At 67.6% G+C, this 24189-nt stretch carries 18 protein-coding genes and 1 tRNA gene; 5 read left to right on the forward strand and 14 right to left on the reverse strand.

What is annotated here, in order from left to right; all coding sequences use genetic code 11:
• Window positions 1-13: 13 nt before the first annotated feature.
• Both uxaC and ACP7AG_RS08940 read right to left on the reverse strand, forming a co-directional pair.
• On the reverse strand, window positions 14-1477 hold the full coding sequence (gene uxaC / locus ACP7AG_RS08935) for a glucuronate isomerase (RefSeq protein ID WP_426030577.1): 1464 nt from the start codon (window positions 1475-1477) through the stop codon (window positions 14-16).
• 105 nt (window positions 1478-1582) lie between these two features.
• The gene (locus tag ACP7AG_RS08940; protein ID WP_426012034.1) at window positions 1583-2665 is read right to left on the reverse strand and encodes a LacI family DNA-binding transcriptional regulator; all 1083 of its coding nucleotides are present in this window, start codon (window positions 2663-2665) and stop codon (window positions 1583-1585) included.
• A gap of 161 nt (window positions 2666-2826) precedes the next feature.
• Between ACP7AG_RS08940 and ACP7AG_RS08945 the strand changes: the two genes are divergently transcribed.
• Window positions 2827-4335, forward strand: coding sequence for a UxaA family hydrolase (locus tag ACP7AG_RS08945; protein WP_426030603.1), 1509 nt, complete (start codon window positions 2827-2829; stop codon window positions 4333-4335).
• On the forward strand, window positions 4332-5774 hold the full coding sequence (locus ACP7AG_RS08950; RefSeq protein ID WP_426030578.1) for a mannitol dehydrogenase family protein: 1443 nt from the start codon (window positions 4332-4334) through the stop codon (window positions 5772-5774). Before ACP7AG_RS08945 ends, ACP7AG_RS08950 begins: the two co-directional genes overlap by 4 nt.
• Window positions 5775-5921: 147 nt before the next feature.
• On the opposite strand, the gene ACP7AG_RS08955 is transcribed toward ACP7AG_RS08950, so the two are convergent.
• The 3 genes from ACP7AG_RS08955 to ACP7AG_RS08965 all read right to left on the reverse strand — a co-directional run bounded on the left by ACP7AG_RS08955 (window position 5922) and on the right by ACP7AG_RS08965 (window position 9734).
• On the reverse strand, window positions 5922-6482 hold the full coding sequence (locus ACP7AG_RS08955) for a sugar transferase (RefSeq protein WP_426030579.1): 561 nt from the start codon (window positions 6480-6482) through the stop codon (window positions 5922-5924).
• A 3-nt stretch (window positions 6483-6485) separates the two neighbouring features.
• Window positions 6486-9362 carry a polar localization protein TipN gene (locus ACP7AG_RS08960; protein WP_426030580.1) on the reverse strand — a complete coding sequence of 959 codons (2877 nt, stop codon included), beginning with the start codon at window positions 9360-9362 and terminating at the stop codon, window positions 6486-6488.
• A gap of 171 nt (window positions 9363-9533) precedes the next feature.
• Window positions 9534-9734 carry a hypothetical protein gene (locus ACP7AG_RS08965; RefSeq protein WP_426030581.1) on the reverse strand — a complete coding sequence of 67 codons (201 nt, stop codon included), beginning with the start codon at window positions 9732-9734 and terminating at the stop codon, window positions 9534-9536.
• A gap of 290 nt (window positions 9735-10024) precedes the next feature.
• Here ACP7AG_RS08965 and cysD point away from each other — a divergent pair, with 290 nt between their 5' ends.
• Entirely contained in the window at window positions 10025-10957 is a 933-nt protein-coding gene (gene cysD / locus ACP7AG_RS08970; protein ID WP_426012044.1) for a sulfate adenylyltransferase subunit CysD, read from the forward strand.
• Window positions 10958-12886, forward strand: a complete 1929-nt coding sequence (gene cysN, locus ACP7AG_RS08975) for a sulfate adenylyltransferase subunit CysN (protein ID WP_426012046.1) — start codon at window positions 10958-10960, stop codon at window positions 12884-12886.
• A gap of 91 nt (window positions 12887-12977) precedes the next feature.
• On the opposite strand, the gene ACP7AG_RS08980 is transcribed toward cysN, so the two are convergent.
• From ACP7AG_RS08980 to ACP7AG_RS09020, 9 genes are all read right to left on the reverse strand, one after another.
• Window positions 12978-14138, reverse strand: coding sequence for an MFS transporter (locus tag ACP7AG_RS08980; RefSeq protein WP_426012047.1), 1161 nt, complete (start codon window positions 14136-14138; stop codon window positions 12978-12980).
• A gap of 151 nt (window positions 14139-14289) precedes the next feature.
• Window positions 14290-15999 carry a methionine--tRNA ligase gene (gene metG / locus ACP7AG_RS08985; protein ID WP_426030582.1) on the reverse strand — a complete coding sequence of 570 codons (1710 nt, stop codon included), beginning with the start codon at window positions 15997-15999 and terminating at the stop codon, window positions 14290-14292.
• 751 nt (window positions 16000-16750) lie between these two features.
• On the reverse strand, window positions 16751-17665 hold the full coding sequence (locus ACP7AG_RS08990; RefSeq protein ID WP_426012051.1) for an RDD family protein: 915 nt from the start codon (window positions 17663-17665) through the stop codon (window positions 16751-16753).
• Window positions 17662-18663: a stage II sporulation protein M gene (locus ACP7AG_RS08995; RefSeq protein ID WP_426012052.1), complete on the reverse strand. Its 1002-nt coding sequence runs from the start codon at window positions 18661-18663 to the stop codon at window positions 17662-17664. The genes ACP7AG_RS08990 and ACP7AG_RS08995 overlap by 4 nt, the downstream gene beginning before the upstream one ends.
• Entirely contained in the window at window positions 18663-19979 is a 1317-nt protein-coding gene (locus ACP7AG_RS09000) for a DUF58 domain-containing protein (protein WP_426012054.1), read from the reverse strand. The genes ACP7AG_RS08995 and ACP7AG_RS09000 overlap by 1 nt, the downstream gene beginning before the upstream one ends.
• A 23-nt stretch (window positions 19980-20002) precedes the next feature.
• A complete protein-coding gene (locus ACP7AG_RS09005) occupies window positions 20003-20959 on the reverse strand; it encodes an AAA family ATPase (protein ID WP_426012056.1) in 957 nt (318 codons plus the stop codon).
• Window positions 20946-22196 carry a hypothetical protein gene (locus tag ACP7AG_RS09010; RefSeq protein ID WP_426030583.1) on the reverse strand — a complete coding sequence of 417 codons (1251 nt, stop codon included), beginning with the start codon at window positions 22194-22196 and terminating at the stop codon, window positions 20946-20948. The genes ACP7AG_RS09005 and ACP7AG_RS09010 overlap by 14 nt, the downstream gene beginning before the upstream one ends.
• A complete protein-coding gene (locus tag ACP7AG_RS09015) occupies window positions 22193-22849 on the reverse strand; it encodes a hypothetical protein (RefSeq protein ID WP_426030584.1) in 657 nt (218 codons plus the stop codon). The genes ACP7AG_RS09010 and ACP7AG_RS09015 overlap by 4 nt, the downstream gene beginning before the upstream one ends.
• A 250-nt stretch (window positions 22850-23099) precedes the next feature.
• Window positions 23100-23174: transfer RNA gene (locus ACP7AG_RS09020), tRNA-Lys, on the reverse strand.
• Between the two features lie 127 nt (window positions 23175-23301).
• Between ACP7AG_RS09020 and ACP7AG_RS09025 the strand changes: the two genes are divergently transcribed.
• The gene (locus tag ACP7AG_RS09025) at window positions 23302-24036 is read left to right on the forward strand and encodes a hypothetical protein (protein ID WP_426012062.1); all 735 of its coding nucleotides are present in this window, start codon (window positions 23302-23304) and stop codon (window positions 24034-24036) included.
• The last annotated feature ends 153 nt before the right edge of the window (window positions 24037-24189 follow it).

Here is a 24189-nt window from a genome sequence, read left to right on the forward strand (position 1 = left end):
AGCTCCGGGAAATCTATTCGGCGGCGTATTGTGTGGCGGGCGTCGGTTGAACGGTCCGCGGTTGGTCGAGTTTGTAGGCCTTCTTAGGCAGGTTGTACGTCAGGTCGACGATCAGCTCGGCGGCCTCGACCTCGTCCATGCGGTGCTCGGCGACCATGCGGGCCAGGAAGCTGCTGTCCAGGCGGCGGGCCACGTCGTGGCGGGCCGGGATCGACAGGAAGGCGCGGGTGTCGTCGTTGAAGCCGACGGTGTTGTAGAATCCCGCCGTCTCGGTGACCTGCTCGCGGAACCGCATCATACCCTCTGGGCTGTCGTGGAACCACCAGGACGGACCCAGCTTCAGCACCGGATAGTGGCCGGCCAGAGGGGCCAATTCGCGGCTGTAGACCGTCTCGTCCAGCGTGAAGAGGATGATCGACAGGCGCGGGTCATTGCCGAACTTGCTGAGCAACGGCTTGAGGGCGCTGACATATTCAGTCTGCATCGGGATGTCGGCGCCCTTGTCGCGACCGTGGCTGTCCAGCAGGCCGGTGTTGTGGTTGCGGTGCGAGCCGGGGTGGATCTGCATGACCAGACCGTCGTCCAGGCTCATCTTGGCCATCTCGGTCAGCATCTGGGCGCGGAACAGCTCGGCCTTGGCGGGCGTCACCTCGCCCTTTAGCAGGCTCTGGAACAGCGCCTCGGCCTCGACGTCGCTGAGGTCGGCGGTGGCCGCGGTCGGATGGCCGTGATCGCTGGAGGTGGCGCCTGCGTCGATGAAGGCGGCGCGGCGGATGCGGTGGCCTTCGAGATAACCGCGCCAACTGGTGACGTCCTGGCCTGACACTTCAGCGAAGCGGTCGAACGACCAGCCGAAACGCTCGTCCTCGAAATCGATGACGGCGTCGGGACGATAGGCCGTGATCACGTGGCCGCCCCAACCGCTCTCACGGATGGCGTGGTGATGCTTGAGACTATCGTGAGGACCCTCGGTGGTGGCGAGGGTCTCGATGTTGAAGCGGTCGAACAGGGCGCGGGGTCGGAAGGCCTCCGTGGCCAGCGCTTCGTTGATCCGGTCGAAATAGAGATCGGCGGTGTCGGCGCCCAAGAAGACCTCGAACCCAAACACCTTGCTGAAAACGTGGTTCAGCCAGATCCAGGACGGCGTACCGCGGAACAGGTGGAAGTTCTCGGCTAGCAGCCGCCAGGCGCCGCGTGGGTCGGTCGCCGGCACGCCGGCCTTGGAGCGGACCTTCAGCGAGTCGAGGCTGATCCCCTGGCTGTAGAGCATGCGGAACAGGTAGTGGTCGGGCGCCAGCAGCAGGTCGGTGGCGTCCTCGAAAGGAGCATTGGTCGCGAACCAGGACGGGTCGGTGTGACCATGCGGGCTGATGATCGGCAGATCCTTGACCTGGCCATACAGCGTACGGGCGATGCCCCGCGTGCGCTCGTCTGCCGGGAACAGGCGGTCATCGTGAAATATCAGAGGCCGAGCCATTGGCGTCTCCTACTCCCTAATCCGCCGACGGCGTTGACCGGCCGTTTCGACGCGCTTGGTAACCGGTGTCATGACGCTATGCAAGCCACGTCGGCGCGGCCGACCCTACACCGAGGATGGTGGGGCCGACGACTCCCGAACGACCAGATAGGGGATCGGGCTGTTCGGATCACGCTTCTCACGAACTGCGGCGTTAATCAGTTTCTCGGCGGCGATCCGGCCCACTTCGCGGGTCGGAATATGGATCGTCGTCAAGGGCGGCCAGACGGCCTGGGCGATCTGGAAGTCGTCGAACCCGACCACCGTCAGGTCGGCGGGAACCTGCAGGCCCGCCCGTCGCGCCGCCTGCAGAACGCCCGCGGCCATCTCATCGTTACCGGCGAAAATCGCCGTTGGACGCGGGTCCATCGCCAGCAGGGTCTCGCCGCAGGCCAGGCCCGACTCGAAGGTGTAGGCGCCTTGGACCACGTAGTCGTCTTCGAGCTTCAGGCCGGCCTTGTTCAGGGCGTCCTCCAAACCCCCTCGCCGCTCGTGCGACGAACGGAAGCTTGGCAAGCCGCTGATGAAGCCGATCCGCCGATGGCCCAATTCGACCAGGTGGGCGCCCATGGCCTCGCCGCCCAATCGGTCGTGACCGACGATCATATGCTCGGGCTTGTCCAGCTCGACCGAGGCGATGCGGATATATTCGCAGCCGATCTCGCGTAGTAGCTTGGCCACTCGTTCGTCTTCCGAGACCGACGGCGGCAGCACCACTCCAAACAGCTTCTGGCGCTCGACGAAGGTGCGTACATCCTGCAGGAAGGTCGGGCTGGAACGATCGCAAGGATGCACCACCAGCTCAAACCCAGAGCCCCGGATACCATCCAGCAAGCCCAGTTGCATGTTGACGACATATTGCGGGTTAGGATTGTCGTAGATCATGCCGATCAGGAACGAGCGGCGGAACGCCAGGCCCCGCGCCTGGGGATCGGGCGCGTAGCCCCACTCGGCGATCACCGCCTCGATACGCTCGCGGGTCTCGTCGCGCACGAAGGGCGACTGGTTGATGACGCGCGAGACGGTCTTCTTCGACACCCCCGCCAGGCGGGCGATGTCGTTGATGGTGGCGCGCTTGCGACCACCTTCGAGGCCGGACTCGGGTTCCGGGCCATCGTTGTCCGTCAGGGGGGTGTTGGACGAGGTCAAAGCGTTTCCATGCAGCGATCGTTGGTTTGTTTTGTCATACTCTACGCGCGAAGGCGTCGCTACAGATGCGCGGACAGGCGTAATTGGCCTATGCTGACACCGGTTTCCCCACCTCGTTGACGGGGATGGCAACACGAAATGTCCCAATGACCAACAGTTTGATGAGTGACCCGCCCTCCGCCGCCACCGAATCGATCCACGGCGTCGATCCACGCGACCACGTCGCCACGGCGCTTCGCGACCTCGTGGAGGGCGAGACGCTCGACCTGCATGGTCAGTCGATCATCGCTCGCTCCGACATTCCCAAGGGCCACAAGATCGCTCAGCGAGCCGCGGCCAAAGGCGAGGACGTCTTGAAATACGGTTGGCCGATTGGCCGGGCCACGGTGGACATCGCCGTCGGCGATCACGTCCATGTCCATAATGTCGAAACCCGGCTGTCGGGCGTCGAGGACTTCACCTACGCCGTTGCGACACCGGATGACCACCTCGCTTCGCCGCCAGGAAGCTTCCTGGGCTATCGCCGCAAGAATGGTCGGGTCGGGACCCGCAACGAGATCTGGGTGCTATGCACGGTTGGCTGCGTGGCCAACACCGCCCGGCGGATCGCCGAGAAGGCCAATGATCGCTTCGCCGGCCGGGTGGATGGGGTGTTTGCCTTCCCTCACCCGTTCGGCTGCTCGCAGTTGGGAGACGATCTGATCCACACCCGCAAGCTGATCGCCGGCTTGGCGGCCCATCCAAACGCCGGCGGCGTGCTGATCCTGGGTCTGGGCTGCGAAAACAATCAGCTGAAGGCGCTGCTGGAGTCCGCGCCGGGCCTGGATCCCGAACGCCTGCGCTCGTTCACCACCCAGATGGTCGATGACGAACAGGAAGACGGCCTGGCCGCCATCGAGGCCCTGGTCGCGATCGCCGAGCGCGACCACCGTGAACCCGCGCCGCTGTCCGACCTCGTTGTCGGCCTCAAGTGCGGCGGTTCTGATGGCTTTTCCGGCGTCACCGCCAATCCGCTGGTCGGCCGCATCGCAGACAAGGTCTCCGACGCTGGCGGCACGCCGGTCTTGACCGAAATTCCAGAGGTATTCGGCGCCGAGCAGGTGCTGCTGTCGCGCTCGGCCAGCCAGGCCGTGTTCGACGGCGCGGTGCGGGTGATCGACGACTTCAAGCGCTACTTCATCGATAACCACCAGCCAATCTACGAGAACCCCTCGCCCGGCAACATCGCCGGCGGCATCACCACCCTCGAGGAGAAGTCCCTCGGCGCGGTGCAGAAGGGCGGCCGCTCATCGCTGGTCGAGGTGCTGCGCTATGGCGATCAGGTCGGGCCGCACGGCCTGACCCTGCTAGAGGCGCCCGGCAATGACGCCGTGTCGTCCACCGCCCTGACCGCGGCGGGTGCGACGGTGATCCTGTTCACCACCGGTCGCGGCACGCCACTCGGCTTTCCCGCCCCGACCCTGAAGATCGCGTCCAACAGCGCTCTGGCCGCGAGAAAGCCGGGCTGGATCGACTTCGACGCTGGGGTCGTGCTGGCGGGCGTGACCATGGACGCGGCGGCCGACTCCCTGATGGACCTGGTGGTGGCCACGGCCTCGGGCCAGCAGACCAAGACTGAACTCAACGGCGAGCGCGAAATTGCCATCTGGAAACAAGGCGTGACCCTTTGACCGACACCGTCTCTCGCCCGCTGCGCCTCAACGCCGTCAGCTATCCCGCCACCATTCCGAGCGTCGCGCAGCCGGCCTATGATCGCGACAAGGTGACCGTCGGCGTCGTGCACTTCGGGCCAGGCGCGTTTCACCGAGCCCACCAGGCCTGCTATTTCGACCAGCTTCTGAACAGCGACCCGCGCTGGGGGATCTGCGCCGTCTCGCTGAAGAGCCCGGGCGTCCGCGACGCGTTGGAGCCGCAAGACGGTCTCTACACCTTGGCCCAGTTGGACGCCGAAACCACCTTCCGCATCGTAGGCTCGATCCTGGAAGTGCTGGTCGCGCCCGAGGATCCGCCCGCCGTCTTCGCCCGCCTGGCCGCGCCGATGACCCGGATGGTCACGCTGACGGTGACCGAAAAGGGCTATTGCCTAACCGGCGACGGCAAGCTGGACACCGCCCATCCCGACATTGTCCATGACCTGGCCCATCCGCGCGAGCCGGTCAGCGCCGTGGGTTATCTCGTCGAGGGCCTGCGCCGTCGCCATCTGGGCGGGCTGCCGCCCTATGCCGTGGTGGCCTGCGACAACCTCGCAGACAACGGCTGGCGGCTGAAGGCGGCGACCGTCGCCTTCGCAGAGGCGATTGATCCGGAACTCGCCGCCTGGATCGAGACCGAGGGCCGCTTCCCGCGCACCATGGTCGACAGCATTACCCCGGCCACCGACGACGCCCTGCGCGAGCGGGTCGAGAAGGCTACCGGCCTGTCCGACGCCTGGCCGATCCAGCGCGAAGCCTTCACCCAGTGGGTTGTCGAGGACGTGCTCGGAGACGACGCGCCCGACCTGGCGTCGGTCGGCGTCACCCTGACCGACGACGTTCGCGGCTTCGAACGCGCCAAGCTGCGGCTGCTGAACGGCGTGCACTCGACCATCGCCTATGCCGGCCTGCTGAAAGGTCATGAAACGGTGTTCGAGGCCATCAGCGATCCGGATCTGGCCCAGATCGCCGAGGACCTGATGGTCCAGGACATCATCCCCACCTTGACCGCCCCGCGCGGCCTGGACCTGGCCGCCTACGCCCAGGCCATCCTAGCCCGGTTCCTCAATCCCGAAATCCGCCACCTGCTGAGCCAGATCGCCTGGGACGGCTCTCAAAAGCTGCCGTTCCGTATCCTGGGCACGGTGGTCGATGCGCTGGAGGCCGGCCGCTCGGTCGACCGCCTGGCCCTGCCCTTGGCCGCCTGGATGCACGTCATCCGCCGCCGCGCCGCCGAGGGCGTGAAGATCGTCGATCCCTTGGCTGAGCGTTTGGTCGAGACGGCGGCCGCCTGCACCGGCGACGCTTCGACCGATGTGGCGTCGTTCCTGAAGTTGGAGGCGGTGTTCAGCCGGGAGTTGGCGAGCAACGCGGCGTTCGTGGCGGCGTTGGAGAAGGCCTACGCAGCGCTATCCTGACAAGTCCTCCCCCTGTGGGGGGAGGTGTCGGCGAAGCCGACGGAGGGGGGAGTGATCGGCAGGTAGGCACGGACAAGATCGAGCGTCGTAAATCTCCCCCACCGGTCGCTGCGCGACCACCTCCCCCACGGGGGGAGGACTGCATCCCTATCGCGTTACACCCATGCCCGTCATGACGGGCAGCACGGTGGCGAGCAAAATCCGCAGGTCGAACCAGAACCCCTGGCGCCGCAAATATTCGGCGTCCAAAGCCACCTTCGCCGTTATGGCGATCTCGTCGCGGCCGTTGATCTGGGCCCAGCCGGTGACGCCGGGCCGCAGCGTCTCGACGCCGGCGGCCGTCCGCAGCGCCACGAGGTCATCCTGATTGAACAGCGCTGGCCGGGGCCCGACCAGGCTCATGTCGCCGACCAGCACGCTCCATAGCTGCGGCAATTCGTCGAGGCTTGTCTTGCGCAGGAGGCCGCCCAAGGGGGTGAGCCAGCGATCGGGGCTTTCCAGCAGATGGGTGGCGACCTCCGGCGTGTCAATCCTCATGGTACGGAACTTGGGCATCGCGAACAGCGCGTTACCGCGCCCTACTCGTTGCGACCAATAGAGCGCCGGCCCCTTCGAGGTCAGGCGCGCCACCCCCGCCAGCACCAGAAGCGGGACAGCCAGCACCAGCAGCGCTCCGCCGGAGGCCGCCACGTCGAACAGACGCTTCACGGCCTAGGCCAGATCGCCGGAAGCCGCGTCTAGCAGCAGGTAGGCGCGTCCAGCGTCAGAGGACAAGAGGGCGGCCACCAGGAAGCCTTCGCGGTCCTGATCAGCCGCCTCGTCCATCATGCCTGAATAGCGGCGCAGGAAGCGGTCGGCGTCGGCACGCAATGCCGCGTCGGAGAACAGTCGGCGCACCAGGCGGCGAATGGCGGCTGGAGCCAGTTTCTTGACCACCTCACGGGCGCCCTCACTGTCGTGGGTCTGGATGGTGGCGGCGATCTCGTCGATGCGACCGCGCGGCAGCAGGGCCGTCGGGTCTATGCCCATGGCCAGGATCTCGGCGGCCATCTTCTCGCCCAGGGCGGCGTCGCCCGGCGCGGCGCTTTCCAGGCCCGACAGCATATTGCGCCACGACCAGCCGCCCGGTGGTTCGGCCTGCTCGGTGGGCTGGGCGGGCGGCGGCGCGGCGTTGCGGCCACCGGCGGCGTCGAAGATCGAGCGGAACTCGTCATCTGAGGCGGTCGGGGTCAGGCGAAGGCGGGGGCGCAGGCCGATCTCGTCGGCGCTCGGCTCATTGACCGGCTGGACCACGGGCGGCGCCAGCGGGGCGGCGGCTTGAGGCGGACGCACTAGCCCCGCGGCTCCCCGCGATGCGGGCGGCGGCTGAGGCGCGCCCGCCACGCCCATCCGGCTGACCGCTTCGCTGAGCATGTCATAGTTGCGACGAACCCGCTCCTGGAACGCCTGGTCGATCGCGGCGGTCTCCTCGGCGGTCTGGCGAGCGGCCAGACGCAAGGACTCGATGCCGTGGTTGATCTGGGCGCGGACCTCGTTGGCGCGGGCCAGGGCTTCGGCCGGCAGGTCGGCGGTGCGACGACCGACGTCCTCCAGCATCGACTCCATCTCGGCGATGGTGGCCCGGGCCGTCTCGACACTCTCGGCCAATTTCAGGGCCGTACGGGCGCCAGCCTGCTCGACCACCTGGGCCGATTGCTCGATCAGATCGCGGGCCTCGTCCATGCGCGACTCAAACACCGTGTCGGCCTTCTGGCCCGCAGCGAAGGCGATCTCATTGAGCTGGTCGACACGACCCCGCGCTGTCTCGACCCGTTGTTCCACGCCTTCGCTGGCCTTGCGGGCGGCGGCGGCCATGGCATCCAGCGCGTCGTTGAGCGCGCTCTCTAAATCGCTGCGCTGCCCGCCGGCCGCGCTAGCCAGGGCGGTGATCGCGCTGGAGGTTTCGGCGGCCAGGGCCTCACGCTCGGCGCGGGCGGTCTCGGCCACTTCGCGCAATTGGTCGGCCGCCGCGCCGATCAGGCCGCGCAGCACCTCGGCCCCCATGGCCGCCATGTCGCCCATCTCGGTGGCGCCGGCGCGGGTGTGGCCGATGAATTCGGTGAGCTGGGCGGTTCGGGTCTCGGCCTCGCCGGCGAAGTCTTCCTGGTCGGCGCGCAGCGACTGACTGGCCGCGACCAGCACGGCGCGCTGCTGGGCCAGGTTGCGCTCAACAGCGGCCATCTGGTCGCCCACGCCCTGACCGGCGGTCTCCAGCCGAGCGATTTGCCGCGAGAGGTCCTCTGCCCCAACCCGCGCGGCGTCGGACGCCTCGGAGGCGGCGGCGGCAAGGTCGGCGGCTCGGGCGGCGAGCGCGGCTTCGGCTTCGCGAAGCTGGGTCTCGGCCAGGTCGGAAGCCTCGGCGACCATCCGCGCCTGGCTGCCGATGGCGTCGACCACGGCGGTGGACTGGGCGTCCAGCGTCGTCGATAGGGCGTGCATGGCCTGGCGTTCGTGCCCCAGTCCGTCGGACAGCTGCTTGACCATCCGCGCCGACTCGCTGGTGGTCTGGGCCAAGGCGAGGGTCTCTTCGGCCAAGGCCTCACGCAGGGCCTGGACGCGCGCGCGCGCGTCCTCGGCGGCGGCTGTGGCGGCGTCGATCTCGGCGCGAATGCCTTCGACGGCGCTGGTCACGCCGGCCGAGGCCAGGGCCGCAGGGGTCACCAGGCGGTCGGTCATCACGCGATTGCGCTTCAGCTCCGTCGAGACGGCCAAGGCCTGGCGTAGCATGTAGGCGCCCAGCAGGGTCAGGAGAGCGGGACCGATCGCCAGGGCGGCGAACACCGCCAAGGCGAACTGATCGACCTTCAGCGCGGGAACACCAGCGCCATAGCCCAGGGCAAAGGCGATCGGCGCCAGCGCCCATAGCGCAGCGGCGGCGACGGCGAGGCTCCAATAGAGCGGGGCCGGCATCGGCTTCTTGTCATCGTAGGGGGCGGACAAGGGTGTGATGGTGGGCTCGGTCCGCGGCGCTGGCGGGGTTTGGCGCGGCTTCGCGACGGCGGCTTCCGACCGTTTCGCCGGCGCCTCCGGCTCCACGACCGGGGCCGGCGACTGGACAGCCGAGGCGGTCAAGAAGGAGGGCAGCGGCGCGAACGGCTCGGCCTCGACCTGGGCGTTCCGCTTGGGGCGCTGTGGCGTATAGGCCGCAAAGGCGGGAATCGGATCGACGACCTTGAAGTCAAGCTCCGGCTCGGGTGTGACACGATCTTCGGCCCCGAGATCGGTCGAGTGGGGCGCTACGGGCAATGGCCTTTCGACTTCGGCCTTGGACGCGGCCTCGGCTGGACGCTCCTTTGGCGTCGATGCAAAGAAACCCCGACGGGCGGCGGTCCTTGGCGTCTCCACGATCGGCGTGGGTTCGGGGTTCAGCGGGCCACGATCAAGCGTCGGCGGCGGCGAGGCTTCTGGCACAGCGGCGATGTCCAGATCCAGGTCGGGTTCGCTGACCGGCGCATCGGCCTGGGGCTCGACTTGACGGCCGACGTCCTCGACCGGCGGTTCCATCGCGATGCCGGAGAAATCAAGCGGTTGGCGCTTCTTAGGCTTCATACGCAGCCATGGTCCCAGAGCGAACGGCGTAGGGCCGGATGAACACCGCCGCGCGGGCGCCCCACCCTCGCGCAACGCTCAAACCTAACGGCGAAAAGCCCGCGCGCATAGCGGGTTCCGGCGGTTTTCCCGTCAGAGGTGAACTTGCCGCGAAGCCTGCTCGTGAAAGGCCTAGGCGCGAACCGCGGCAAGCTGGCGATGAGCGCAACTCATGGTGCTTTGCACGGCCTGCTGGCGCGGCGACCGCGCAACGGTGCGCTCGGCCTTGGACGGGGCCTTGACCTGATGCTCAACGACCACGCCGAACTGGCACAGGGCCATGGCCGATAGCCAGAGCATGATCGCAGCGATGAATTCAGCCAGGGATGACATCGGTGAGCCCACAATCCGATACCGGCGTTATGCGACAGTTTGCGCCCAAGCTCGAATGAACTTTTGGTCATGAAAGGCAGCGACCGTGGTCGCGCCTCCCATCGAAGCTCACAGCGTCTGCAGTTTTCTCCGCCTTGCCCCGCTGTTCCGCCGCACCTAGGTGCAGTCCCAGGATCACCGGTCGGCGCCGCGCCCATGGCATGGCGGCGGCGCTTTACCATTTGCGGACATGCGTTTTGCCCCCTAGCCCAGTCGCCTCCTTGTCGCACGACGCCTTTGCGGACACGTCCATGAGTGCGCTGACTTCGGCTCGCGTGACTCCCGAGCGCCTGACGCATCTTCAGCGGCTGGAGGCCGAGAGCATCCACATCCTGCGCGAGGTCGCCGCAGAGTGCGAACGGCCTGTGATGCTCTATTCGGTCGGCAAGGACAGCGCCGTCATGCTGCACTTGGCCGCCAAGGCCTTCTATCCGTCCAAGCCGCCCTTCCCGCTGCTTCACGTCGACACAACCTGGAAGTTCCGGGCGATGTACGACCTGCGCGACACCATCGCCAACCAGTTGGGCTTTGAACTCCTGGTGCACAAGAATCCCGAGGCCGAGGCGCGCGGCATCAATCCGTTCGACCACGGCAGCGCCCTCCACACCGACCTCTGGAAGACCGAGGGCCTCAAGCAGGCGCTGGCCAAGCATGGCTTCGACGCGGCCTTCGGCGGCGCCCGCCGCGACGAGGAGAAGAGCCGCGCCAAGGAACGCGTCTTTAGCTTCCGCACCTCTGAGCAGCGCTGGGACCCCAAGGACCAGCGGCCCGAACTGTGGAAGCTCTACAATACCCGCAAGCACCCCGGAGAAAGCTTGCGAGTCTTCCCGATTTCCAACTGGACCGAGTTGGATGTCTGGCAATACATCCACCTGGAGAACATCCCGATCGTCCCGCTCTACTTCGCGGCCGAGCGGCCAGTGGTCGAACGCGACGGAAGCCTGATCATGGTCGATGACGATCGCTTCCGGCTGCGTCCGGGCGAAGTCCCCCGGATGAAGAGCGTGCGGTTCCGTACCCTCGGCTGCTATCCGCTGACCGGGGCCGTCGAGAGCACGGCCTCGACCCTGCCCGAGGTGATCCAGGAAATGCTGCTGACCACCACCAGCGAGCGCCAAGGCCGGGCCATCGACCACGACCAGTCGGCCTCGATGGAAAAGAAGAAGCAGGAAGGGTATTTCTAGATGGCCCCCGCTTCCGTGAACACGGTCTACAAGCCCTCCGACCTGATCGCCGAGGACATCGACGCCTATCTGCTGGCCCACCAGCACAAGTCGCTGCTGCGCTTCATTACCTGCGGCAGCGTGGATGACGGCAAGTCGACGCTGATCGGCCGCCTGCTGTACGACAGCAAGATGATCTTCGAGGATCAGATGGCCGCCCTCGAGGCTGACTCCAAGCGGGTCGGGACCCAGGGTGGAGCGATCGATTTCGCTCTGCTGGTCGATGGTCTGGCCGCCGAGCGCGAGCAGGGCATCACCATCGACGTCGCCTACCGGTTCTTCTCCACTGACAAGCGCAAGTTCATCGTCGCCGACACCCCCGGTCACGAGCAATATACCCGCAACATGGTCACCGGCGCCTCGACCGCCGATGCGGCCGTGGTCCTGATCGACGCCCGCAAGGGGGTGCTGACCCAGACCCGCCGTCACTCCTATCTCGTCCAGCTGCTGGGCATCCGCCACGTGGTGCTGGCTGTGAACAAGATGGACCTGGTCGGATGGGACCAGGCGCGGTTCGACGAGATCGTCGCCGACTACCGGGCCTTCGCCGACCAGATCGGCCTGCAGGTCTTCACCCCGATCCCAATCTCGGGCCTGACCGGCGCCAACATGGCCGGCCGGGGCGAGGAGTCGCCGTGGTTCGACGGGCCGATCTTGATGGACTGGCTGGAGGGCGTGGAGGTCGAGGACGATCTGCGAAGCCAGGCGTTCCGCATGCCGGTGCAGTGGGTCAACCGCCCCAACCTCGACTTCCGGGGCTTCTCCGGCCAGATCGCCGCCGGCACGGTCAAGCCGGGCGACAAGGTCAAGTCGCTGCCCTCGGGCCGCGAGAGCACCGTCGCCCGCATCGTCACCCTGCCCGACGACCTGCCCCAGGCCTTCGCCGGCCAGTCGGTGACGATCACCCTGGCCGACGAGATCGACGTCAGCCGTGGCGACATCCTTGTGGCCGCAGACGACCCCGTCGCCGTGGCCGGCCAGTTCGAGGCCACCGTCGTCTGGATGGACGACGAGCCCCTGCCCCCGGGCCGTTCGTACCTGCTGAAGATCGGCACGCGGATGGTCGGGGCCAGCGTCACCGAGATCAAGCATCGGGTGAACGTCAACACGCTGGAGCACCTGGCCGCCAAGAAGCTGGAGCTGAACGAGATCGGCCTCGTGAACCTGTCGCTCGACCAGGCCATCCCGTTCGAGCCCTACAGCGTCAATCGCGATCTGGGCGGCTTCATTCTCATAGATCGGATCAGCAACCGCACCGTCGGTGCGGGCATGCTGAACTTCGCTCTGCGCCGGGCCGACAATATTCACTGGCAGCACACCGACGTCAGCAAGGCCTCGCGCGCCTCCCTGAAGGGCCAGCGCGGCCGGGTCGTCTGGCTCACCGGCCTGTCGGGCGCCGGCAAGTCGACGATCGCCAACCTGGTCGAGAAGCGGCTGCACGCCCTGGGCCGCCACACCTACCTGCTGGACGGCGACAATGTCCGCCACGGCCTCAACAAGAACCTCGGCTTCACCGAGGAGGACCGGGTCGAGAACATCCGCCGGGTCGCCGAGGTGGCCAAGCTTATGGTCGATGCCGGCCTGATCGTGCTGACCGCCTTCATCTCGCCGTTCCGGGCCGAGCGCCGCCTGGCGCGCGAGATCCTGCAGGATGGCGAGTTCGTCGAGGTGTTCGTCGATACGCCTTTGGCGGTGGCCGAGGAACGCGACGTCAAGGGTCTGTACAAGAAAGCCCGAGCCGGCGACCTGAAGAACTTCACCGGCATCGACAGCCCCTACGAAGCGCCGGAAGCGCCGGAGTTGCGGATCGACACCACGAAAATGGACCCCGTCGCGGCCGCTGAACTGATCGTCGCCTGGCTTGAGGGCGAGCTGGATTACGAGATCTAGACCGCGGTCGCGAATGGGGACACGCACAAGTGCATGTCCCCGGCCGGGTCTCTGACGGGGACATGCACTTGTGCGTGGTCCCCAACCCGACTTAGCGACCCGCCAGCCCCGTCAGCCTCAACGCCCCGATCAGCCCCAGCGCGCCCATCACCGCCATCACCAGATACCCCCTCACCCCGAAGACGTCGAACAGCGGGCCAGACGCCAGGGTAGCCACCCCGAGCATGAAACCAGCCGACAGGGCCGAGTTGATCGCTTGGGCGGCCGAGGCGCTCTGCGGCGGGGCCAAGCGCTCGATCAGGCGCAGCGAGGCCATGAAGCTGGCCGCGAAGGTCAGGGCGTGCAGGGCCTGCAGCGGAAACAGCAGCCATAGCGGCGGGGCGAACGCCAGGGCCGTCCAGCGGATCACCGCGGCCGCCCCGCCCAGCACCAGCAGTCGTTCGGGCCCGACCTTGCGCCGCCAGGGCTCGGCGAACCACATGAAGCCGACCTCGACCGCCACGCCGACGCCCCAGAGCACGCCGATCATCGGTTCGGAAATTCCCTCGCGCCGCCAGAGCAGGGTCGAGAAGCCATAGTAGAAAGCGTGGGTTCCCTGGATCAGGCCGGCGGTCACCACGGCGAGCAGGAAGGTCTTGTCGCGGAGCAGCGTGCCGAGCCCCTTCCAGCGCATCGACTTGTCCGGCGCCACCTGAGTTTCGTGCACCCGGTCGGGCGGCAGGATCGTCAGGGCGACCAGGCCGCAGCCCAGCACGGCCACGGCGATCCAGATCGGGATGATGCTCGGCGCCGCCACCGCCAGCAATGCGCCCATGGCCAGGTTGCCGACGATGAAGGCCGCCGAGCCCGCGCCGCGCGGCACGCCGTAGTTGAAGCCCTCCAGCCTCGAGCGCCGCAGGGTGATGACGTCGATCAACGGGGTCAGGGTGGTCAGGCAGGTCATGGCGACCAGCCAGCAAAGCAGCAGAGCCGGGAACCCCGGGGCGGCCAGCAGGGCGAGATAGCCGGCCCCCGCCCCTAAAGCCAGCCACGCCAGGGGGGTGCGCCGCAGGGCGAAGCCATCGGCCCACACCGCTAGGGCCGGACCGGTGAACGGCCGGATCAGCATCGGCAGGGCCAGGGTCAACCCGATCTGGGCGCCCGTCAGGCCGCGCGAATGGAAATAGGTGGCGATGAACGGCAGGCTGACGCCGGTGCCAAGATAGGAGACGACGTAGAACAGGCCCAGGCGGGTTTGGGACGCCGCCTTCAAATCCCTTCTCCCCTTGCGGGAGAAGGTGTCAGCAAAGCTGACAGATGAGGGGGCGCGCCGCCCTGCCCGCTCGCGGCGGACCCGTCCGTCAGCTCCTCATCCGACCTCGCTCCGCGAGACCACCTTCTCCCGAAAGGGGAGAAGGACGACATTACTCCGCCCCGCCGAACCGCTCGGTCCATTCAGCGATCTGGTCGTCCTCGATCTTCTTGAAGAGCACCTCCGGCGCCCGCACCGACAGGCCGACGGGCAGGATCGACAGCTCGGCCGCCGCGTCGGTGGTCGGCCACTCGGGCGGCCACGGTATCGCGAACGCCTCGGCGATCTTCTCGGCCGCGAACGGGATGAACGGCGCCGAGATCCGGGCATACAGCGCCGCCAGGTTCAGGGCGGTGCGGACGATCACGGCGGCGCGATCGCGGTCGGTCTTGATCGCCGTCCAAGGCGCGGCTTCCTGCAGATATTCGTTGCCGACCACCCAGAGCGCGCGCAGGGCCTGGGCGCTCTTGCGCACCTCGATGGCGTCCATCTGCTCGGTCAAGTCAGCCAGGCGGGCGGAGACGTCGGCATACAGCTTCTCCTCCAGCGGCCCAGGCGCGCCGCCGTCGGGGATCACGCCGTCAAACTTGCCTTCGGTGAATTTCAGGATGCGGTTGACGAAATTGCCCAGCACGTCGGCCAGGTCGCGGTTGATGGCGCTGGCGAACTGCTCCCAGGTGAAGGCGGTGTCGCTGCTCTCCGGCGCATTGGAGGTCAGGTACCAGCGCCAGAAGTCGGGCGGCAGGATCTCCAGGGCCGCGTCCATGAACACGCCGCGCTTGTTCGAGGTCGAGAACTTGCCGCCGTACCAGTTCAGCCAGTTGAAGGCCTTGAGCATGTCGACGCTTTTCCAGGGCTCCTCCGAGCCGAGGATGGTCGCGGGAAAGCTGACCGTGTGGAAGGCGACATTGTCCTTGCCCATGAACTGAACGTAGCGAACGTCGTCAGCGCCCGCATCGGTGCGCCACCACGACTTCCAGTCGCGGCCCGCGCCCTGGTCGGCCCATTCCTGGGTGGCGGCGATATATTCGATCGGGGCGTCGAACCAGACATAGAAGACCTTGTCCTCGAAGCCCGGACGCGGGAACTCGCCCTTGGTCACCGGGATGCCCCAGGCCAGGTCGCGGGTGATGCCCCGGTCGATCAGGCCCTCGTCAAGGTGCTTGTAGGCGATGGACTTGGCCAGCAGCTGCCAGTCCCGGCGGGTGTCGATCCAGGCCCGGATCCGGTCGGCCACCTTCGTCTGAAGAAGGTAGAGGTGGCGGGTGTCGCGCACCTCCAGGTTTCGCGAGCCGGAGATCACCGAATAGGGATCCTTCAGGTCGGTGGGGTCCAGCAGGTTGCCGCAGTTGTCGCATTGGTCGCCGCGAGCCTTTTCGAAGCCGCAGTGCGGGCAGGTGCCCTCGATGTAGCGGTCGGGCAGGAAGCGCGCGTCGTCGATGGAATAGACCATCTGGTCGACCCGCTCCTCGATCAGGCCGCGCGCTTCCAGCACCTCGCAGAAGTGCTGGGTCAGGCGATGGTTTTGCGGCGAGGACGAGCGGCCGAAATGGTCCCAGGACAGGCCGAAGGCCCGGCCGATGTCGTGCTGGATCACGTGCTGCTCGGCGCAATATTCGGCCACGTCCTGGCCAGCGGCGGCGGCGGCCAGCTCGGCCGGGGTGCCGTGTTCGTCGGTGGCGCAGATGTAGAGGGTGTCGTTACCCCGGGCCCGCTGGAACCGCGCATAGACGTCGGCCGGCAACATCGATCCCGCCAGATTGCCCAGGTGCTTGATGCCGTTGATGTACGGCAGGGCGGAGGTGATCAGGATGCGCGACATGGGTCTTCCGGGGGAGTCGAGGAGCGGTTGCATATAGAAGGTGAGCGGCGGAAACGAAAGCGCTGGCTAAGTCCTCCCCACGGGGGGAGGTCGTCGCGCAGCGACCGGTGGGGGGAGTGTCGGGGTCGGCAATCATAGGTATGGCCGACATCCGATCCCTCCCCCCCACCGTCGGCTTCGCCGACATCTCCGCCACGGGGGGAGGACTTCACGCGGACGGCCGCTGAAGAGGTGGAAAGGGTCGCGGAGCGCCGGACATCGTCCGGAGTGTTGTCTAGTGTGTACCGTTTCGACGAAGCCGATCGCTCCGCGCCATCGTTATCCGTCCGCGTCCGGTGGGCGGCCCTGTTAAGGCCTAGCCGGATCCGGACCCCGTCGTTTCCGACGGTTTCCGGTGACGGGGGCGCGGATCATCAAGACACGCACGCTGGTTCCCCGTCGACGCCGACGGCGGGCGGGCTCCCCCAACGATGGAAGTCCCCGGACACGCGTGAGTAACCCCCTCACGCCCAGCCCCGCTCGATCGCCCCCCGCCGCCGCATCGGTCGCTGGCCATGCGCCCTTTCCATGCGACGAGGTGAGATGAGGATACGGGCGCCGGGAGTGACTGCTGGGGATAAAGATTTAGCTCAGCAAGATCAGCAGCCTAGCCCAAAACAGCGTGCGAAGTTGGGGACAGACAGTCATCCCACGACCGTTGTGATCTTGGCGCAAGGCGAGGCATGAGTGTGTGTCCCCAGCCGATCCACGGCTAAGACTGGTCGTGCTTGTCCTTGCGGCGCTTGCCCAGCAGCAGCCGCAACTCCAGCCGCCCGCGCAGGGCCGCGTAATAGGCGGCCAGGAAGTCGCCGTCCGACTCTTCGGGGGCGACCTTCCAGCCGATCTTCAGGCGGATGCGGGCGGCCACCAGGGCGATGGTCTTGGTCTCGTAGCGGCGCAGCACATCCTCGAGCACGTGCAGTTCCTTGACCCCATAGGCGTCGAGCTGCGCCTGAGTGAAGGCGAAGCGTCCGGGCGACGGGCGCGAAGTCCGCGCCAGGTCCGGGACAAGCTTGCGGCGCGGGGCCTTGACCACCCAGGTTCCAGCCACCAGGTCGCCCACGCGCAAGCGATCGCGGTTGAACAGCGGGAACAGCAGGAAAACCCCGCACCAGAGCAGGCCCGCCAGGCTGATCCAGGCGCCGACCTGGCTGTTGTTGACGATCAGGAAGCTCAGCGGCAGATACAGCTCGATCTCGCGCATGGCGTTACGGGCGAAGATCGCGTCGGCCGTCAGGCGTCCGCCGTTGCGCGCCGCCACCCGCAGGCCCATCGCCCGCTTGCCCGGCGTCGCGGCCCCCGGCGTCAGCTCGAAGATGACGAAATAGAGGTTCCGCAGCACGAAGAACACCAGCATCCAAACCGTGGCTATGACGTCGCCGCCCTTGCCCTTCGCTCCAAAGAAGGCGAGCAGGGTCACCAGGCTGAAGGCGATCAACACGCCCACGATGATCGCCAGGTCGATCAGCAGGGCCGCGGCCCGTTCGCCGGCGTCGCCCAGTCGCAGGTGCAGGTCCACGCCCTCCGGCGTCACCAGCGACCTGGACCGCCGCGCGTCGTGCGCCGACAGGTCGCCTGGCGACGCGACTACGGTGGTGGGGGCCTTTTTCGCGCGCTTGAGCTTCACGACCCGGCCTTTCTGCGGCGAGGCAGGTAGAGATAGGCCGGCCAAAGGATCAGGGTCGCCAGGGCTATGCCATAGCGGGCAAAGTCGTTCTGGATCACCTGCCGCCCCACGCCTTCCAATATGCCGGCGCAGAACAGCATCACCACCACCCCGGCCATCAAGGTGGCCGATTGGCGGCCCGCCTGCGCCATCGCAGCGGGTCGGCTCTGGTCGCCGGGGAAGGCCAGGGTCCAGCCGATCCGCAGGCCAGCAGCCCCGGCCAGGATGACCGCCGAGATCTCGGTCACGCCATGGATGGCCAACCAGCCGCCGGCCTCGAAGCCCAAGCCGCGCATCATGAAGGCGGCCAGGAAGGCGCCGAGCATGGCGCCGTTATAGGTCATCAGCATGGCGGTCGGCAGGCAGAAGGCGAACCCCAGCGCGAAGGCGAAGATCGCCACGCCGGAATTGTGGGTGAACAGGAAGGCGGCGAATACCGACAGGCCTGAATGGTCGCCGCCCTTGTCATAGAGGGTGGCCCGCATCGCCTCGGTCGTGGCCGCCGGACCGCGCCCGCCGGCCAGGCTCTCGGGCACGAAGGCGTGGAACCACTCGGTGTCGTGCATGGTCAGATAATAGGCCGCTGCAACGCCGATCAGGGTCAGGGCGAAACTGAACAGGGTCTCGCGCCACAGGGCCTTGGCGGCCGCCGGCCACTCGCGCGCAAAAAAGCCGCTGAGCCGCTCCACCAAGCTGGAGCGCGTGCCGTAGACGAAGAAATAGGCCCGGGTGCTGAGGCTTTCCAGATAGTCGACCAGGCTCTGGTCCAGCGAGGTGGCGCGGGCCACCGACAGCGACGACAGAGCCTGGCGATAGAGCACCGGCATGGCCAGAAGTTCCTCGTCGCTCAGCGCCCGGGCCGAACCCTTGCCGACCTTGGCCAGCAGCTTTTCCAGCCGCCGCCAGTCGTCCTCGCGCTCGGCGCGGAAGCGGGAGCTTTTCAGCTGCAGCTGTTCCATCACAGTAGATCCCGACGCTTGAGGTCCAGATAGCTGGCCAACAGGGCCGGGCCGACCTGGTCGGCGGGGGCCTCGACGATCTCGACGCCCATGCGGCGCAGGCGGCCGACCACCAACTCGCGCTCGCGCATCAGCGACGCGGCGACGACGGCGCTGGACACGTCGTCGGGGCTCTCTGGCGGCTTGCGCTCGATGGCCTCCAGCTCCTCGTCGCGCATCATCACGAACAGCACCAGATGCTGGCGCAACAGGCGGCCGACATTTTCCAGCATCAGCTCCGCGCTGGTGGAATCGGCGATGTCGGTGAACACCACGATCAGCGAGCGGCGGCTGAGCTGGCCCGCCAGCTGGGTCAGGCCCAGGGTGTAGTTGGTCTCCTCGGCCGAATAGTCGATCGCCGAGGCCAGGCGTTGCAGGGCCGGAAAGGCGTTGGGGCCGGAGGTCACGCCGCTGATTACATTGGGCCGGGCGTCGAAGCCGAAGAGTCCGACCTTGTCGCCCATCTTCAGGCCCACATAGGCCAGCAGCAGGGTGGCGTTGAGCGCGTGGTCCAGGCGCGGCCGCCCCAGCAAGGGCTGGCTCATCAGCCGGCCGGTGTCGATGGCGGCGACGATGTGGTGGTTACGCTCGACGTGGAATTCCTTGGCCAGCAAGGCCCCGTGCCGGGCCGACTGCTTCCAGTCGATCGCCCGGCGGTTCATGCCGGGCCGAAAATCGGTCAGGGCGTGGAAGTCGCTGCCGCCGCCCAGGTCCAGTTGCAGGCGATGGCCGATCGAGGCCTCGCGGGAGAACAGGCGCAGGGCCTCTTCCTTGATCCCCGCGATGTCGAGGGTGACCGGGATCACCCGCTCCAGCCGGTCGTCGCGCTGCTTCCACATCAGGCCCAACGGGCCGCGCCAACGGGCCGAGAGGCGATGGACGATCCCCTCCCCGCGCCGGGTCGCCGTCAGGTCGAAGCGCAGGCCGGCCTGGCGATCGCGCACCCGAGCCCGCCCGTGGGCCGGCGAGGCTTCCAGCCGGTCATTCAGATCGACGGCGAACTCCACGCTGAACGGCGCCACGCCGCGCGGAAACACCGCCTGGAACAGAGCCTGCTGGGTCGCGCCGCTGGCCAGCGACGCGGGCGCGGTCAGGGTCAGCTGCATCTTCCGGCGGCCGGGGGCCAGCAGGGCGTCGATGAACAGCAGCGCCGCGACCAACGCGATCCAGGCGGGCCCCAGCAACCATAGCCGCGCCGAGACGAGCGCCAGCATCAGGGCCAGGGGCGCGCCCAGGACCATCAGCAGGATCGCTCTGGCGGTGGGGTAGGTCCGCAAGGCCTGGTCCTATTCCACCCGGCTCACCGCGGGGCCTCGACCTGGTCGACCAGGCCGCGCACCACGTCATCGACCTTGCGGCCCTCGATCTCGGCGGCCGGGGACAGGATCACCCGGTGGCGCAGGGCCGGCAGGGCCAGGGCCTTGACGTCGTCGGGGATCACATAGTCGCGGCCTTCCAGCGCCGCGCGGGCCCGGGAGGCCACCGCCAGCATGGCGGCGCAGCGTGGCGAGGCGCCGCCCGACAGCTCGCCAGTGTCGCGGGTCGCCCGCACCACCCCGACGATGTAGCGGACGATGTCGTCGGTCAGGCGCACGGTCGCCACCGCCGCGACGGCTTCGGCGATCGTCGCGCTGTCACCAGCTGGATTAACGCCGAACCCCTCGGGCGACGGCTGGCCGGTGCGGCTGCCATGGGTGGAGACGATGGCCGTCTCCTCGGCCAGGCTGGGATAGGCCAGGACGTGCTTGAACAGAAAGCGGTCCAGCTGGGCCTCGGGTAGCGGATAGGTGCCCTGCTGCTCCAGCGGGTTTTGGGTGGCCACCACCATGAAGCGGTCGCTCAGCGGGTGTCGGACGCCGTCCAGGGTGACGTTGCGCTCCTGCATGGCTTCCAGCAGCGCCGCCTGGGTCTTGGGCGGGGTGCGGTTGATTTCGTCGGCCAACAGCAGCTCGCAGAAGATCGGCCCCTTGACCAAGGTGAAGGCGCTGGTCTGGAAGTTGAACAGATTGGCGCCCAGAATGTCGCCCGGCATCAGGTCGGGCGTGAACTGGATACGCCCGAACTGCAGGTTCACCGCCTGGGCGAAGCACTGGGCCAGGAAGGTCTTGGCCGTGCCGGGCGGACCTTCCAGCAGCACGTGACCGCCGGCGAACAGGGCCGTCAGCATCAGGTCGATGGTGTCGTTCTGGCCGACCACGGCCTTGGCCGTCTCGGCTCGGATCTTGCCGGCGAGCGCCTGCACCTCAGCGACGTTCACGGGTCATCTCCAGTCTCCACTGATACCATTTGGCGGCGACCTTCATCAGGTCGCTGGGGGAACGGACCGCCCGGGTCTCGTTATCCAGGCTCGAGACGCTGTCGGTCGCGGCGAAGCGCGACCCCTGGCGGTCCAGAAAGTCGGTGAGGGCCTGGCCGCTCAGGCGCGAGCCGCCCATGGCGCGAACGGCGGCGGCCCGCTGCAGCTCGGCATAGCGCGGGGCCATGGCCGGCTCACGCTTGGCCATCCGGATCAGGCCTGCGGAATTGTCGATGAGGGCGCCCTTGCCCAGGGCCAGGGCGCGCTCGCCGCGCCGGACGGCGCGGAACCGGGCGGCGGCGTGCAGCCCCATCAACAGGGCGGCGGCCACCAGGCACAGGGTCGCGCCGACCAGCGGCGGCTCGAACGCCAGCTTGAGCGCGGTGCGCGAGCGGGTGAAGCCGTTCAGCGTTACGTCGAAGGCCATCGAGCCCTGAGGTTTGCGCAGGGTGTCCAGGATCGCCACGCCGCTGCGAGCGGTGCGGATATCCTTCATGCCCATGGTGTTGAGCAGGTCCGGATCGGCCAGAAAATAGGTGTCGGTCGGCAGACGCCGGGCCAAGATGGCGCGGCCCTGGGCGTCGACGATCACGGGCTGAAGGCCGGGACCAGAGACGGCGCGGAGATCCCGGATCGGCCCTGTCTCCAGCACAAGGCCCTCCGCCACCGTGCCCGCCACCCCGACCAGCCGGGCGTTAGCGAGCCCTTTTCGCGCCGCGAGCGCGGCCTTGGGAATGCCGACCACCTTCAGCGCGTCGGCCATGATGGCGTCCGGCGCCAGGTCCAAGGCGCCCACCCAGCCCGGATGACGGGGATCCGGCGGCGCGCCCCACTTGGGCAAGACGACCAGGGTGCGGGACGACAGCTGGGCCTTCTGATAGGCGTCGCGCGAAGCGCCCATATTGGGCGTGAACACGACCAGGGACGGCTCCTCGCCGCTCAGATTCCGGCGGCTGACAATCACCGGATCCCCCCGCGCGCGCAGCAGCTGGACCAAGCCGGCATAGCCTACCGCCGATTTTGACAGCGCATGGCCCTGGCCGTTGTCACCCGACTGCAGATCCGGCGCATAGGTCGACAGCACCACGAAGGCCGAGAAGGCGAACACCCCGGCCAGGATCATGCCCAGCACCACCTTGGGCGAGAATAGCACGCCACCGTCCGCCGCGATGGGCCCCTCCAGGCTCGCGTCGCTCATCGCCAGGCCTCCGCGAAGGCAAAGCCCTCATAGGCCTTGCGGCAGGCCGCGAACCCGTCGGCCCCGACCGGCCGACCGCCAAAGAAGCTCTGTTCGACCACGCGGGCGATCTGGCTGAAGGTGCGGCGCACCGCTTGGGGCACGCCGTCCAATCCGGCGATGTCGCGACTGGTCAAGGCGGGCCGGATCAGGTCCGGGCGCTTGGCCTCGATGTCCTCGATGCTGCGAAACAGGATCAGGTGGACGGCCTCGGCGAAGCGGCCGGCGGCGGCCAGGCGATCGGCGTCCTCCAGCAGGGTGCGGGCCTTGGCGATGCTGGGCCTCCAGTCCTCGGCGCCGAGGACTGGCCCCTTGCCGGGCTTGAGCGACGGCCAGCGGGTGGCGATTAGCTCCCGCGCCAGGAAGAACAGGATTACAGCCGCCCCGACGATCAGCAGGCCCCAGAAAACATAGACCAGAGCGGGCGCGACCGCCGCCAGGAACTCGCCGACGGCGGCCATCCATTCGGGCACGTGCGGCGGCTTCACGAGGGTCGGAGAAAACTGCAGGTCTCTGTTGTGCAGCAACGCGGCGTGGGCGCGCGCGAAGTCGTCGGGCGCATGCTGCGAGACAGGCGCGGATACGCCCTGCGAAACCCCTGCCCCCGCCGCCAAACGCCTACTCCCGACTGCCCCACAGCTAGTGCTAGACCATTCAACTTTCGGTGTCGCCACGAACTGCGCTGTACGGAGATTTTCGCACGTTTTGCCGGCAACGCGATTCGGAGCTCCGACCTGCGTCGCACAAACCTTCAACGGGCCTGACGCTCGGAAACAATCAGGAGGCGGCGCGCCGGCCAGGCCGCCGTCGCCCGCGAGCGCTCCGCCCAGGCGGTGACTTTAGCCAATCATTTCAAGCAGATTTTGGTAGGCCGGGTGGGGTTCGAACCCACGACCATTCGATTAAAAGTCGAATGCTCTACCACTGAGCTACCGGCCCGCATCGACGCGGCGGGAGGCCGGTGGAAGCGGCGCGGAACATAGTCGGCGCCCGCCTGAGCCGCAAGCGCGCTTTGATAGATAAGAGACGGATGACGAACGCGCCCGCCGCGCGCTAGGGTCAGCCCATGCGCAGACTGTTGCTTATCGCCGCCACCCTTCCGATCCTGGCCGCCTGCGCGAGCCGAAGCGAGCCGCCGCCGGCGGCGCCAACGAAGATCCAGACCACCTCCGACGCCAACAAGGCCGGCTTCGAGGGGGCGGCCAGTGCGCCGCTGCGCGACATGAACCTGCTGCGCACCAAGATCCCGCCGGTGTTGCTGGAGGCCATGGCCGACGCCTATGCCCGGCCGCCCGGCGCGAAGATCACCTGCGACACCCTGATCGCCATGGTCGCGCCGCTGGACCTGGCGCTCGGCGAAGACCTGGACCGCAAGCCGGCCGACGGCAACGAGGATCTGATGGATCGCGGCAAGCGCATGGCGGGTTCGGCGGCCCTGGGCGCCATGGCCAGCGCCGCCCAGGACCTGATCCCGATGCGCGGCTGGGTCCGCAAGTTGAGCGGCGCGGAAAAGCACGACCAATTGGTGCAGTCCGCTATCGCGTCAGGCGCGGTGCGCCGGGCCTATCTGAAGGGCCTGGGTGAATCTCGCGGCTGCAATCCGCCGGCCACGCCCCAGCACCTGGCCAAGCCCGCCGCGCCCATCGAGGAAAAGCGCTTCCCGTGGATGAAGGACGCCCCTGTGATCGACGCCCCCGCGGCGGAGCCCAAGGACGCCGAGGCGCCGCTGGTCGACGCACCGCAGGCGCCGCCTGAGCCGCCGGCCAAGAAGAAGAAAAGGCCGATCTACAAGATCTGGTAGATTGACGGAGGCTCTGGAACGTCCGGTTTCTGTAACGGAGCCAAGGTCCAGCTGTGTTTAGGTTTCTTGGACGCCCGCCAAGCGCGGCGACGGGGCTGACCCCAAGGGCGGGTGTCTGAGAAAGCTAAACATTCTCGGACGCCTGACGATTCC

The sequence above is a fragment of the Caulobacter sp. DWP3-1-3b2 genome (assembly GCF_049896325.1).
In the GTDB taxonomy this organism is placed as follows: Bacteria; Pseudomonadota; Alphaproteobacteria; order Caulobacterales; family Caulobacteraceae; genus Caulobacter.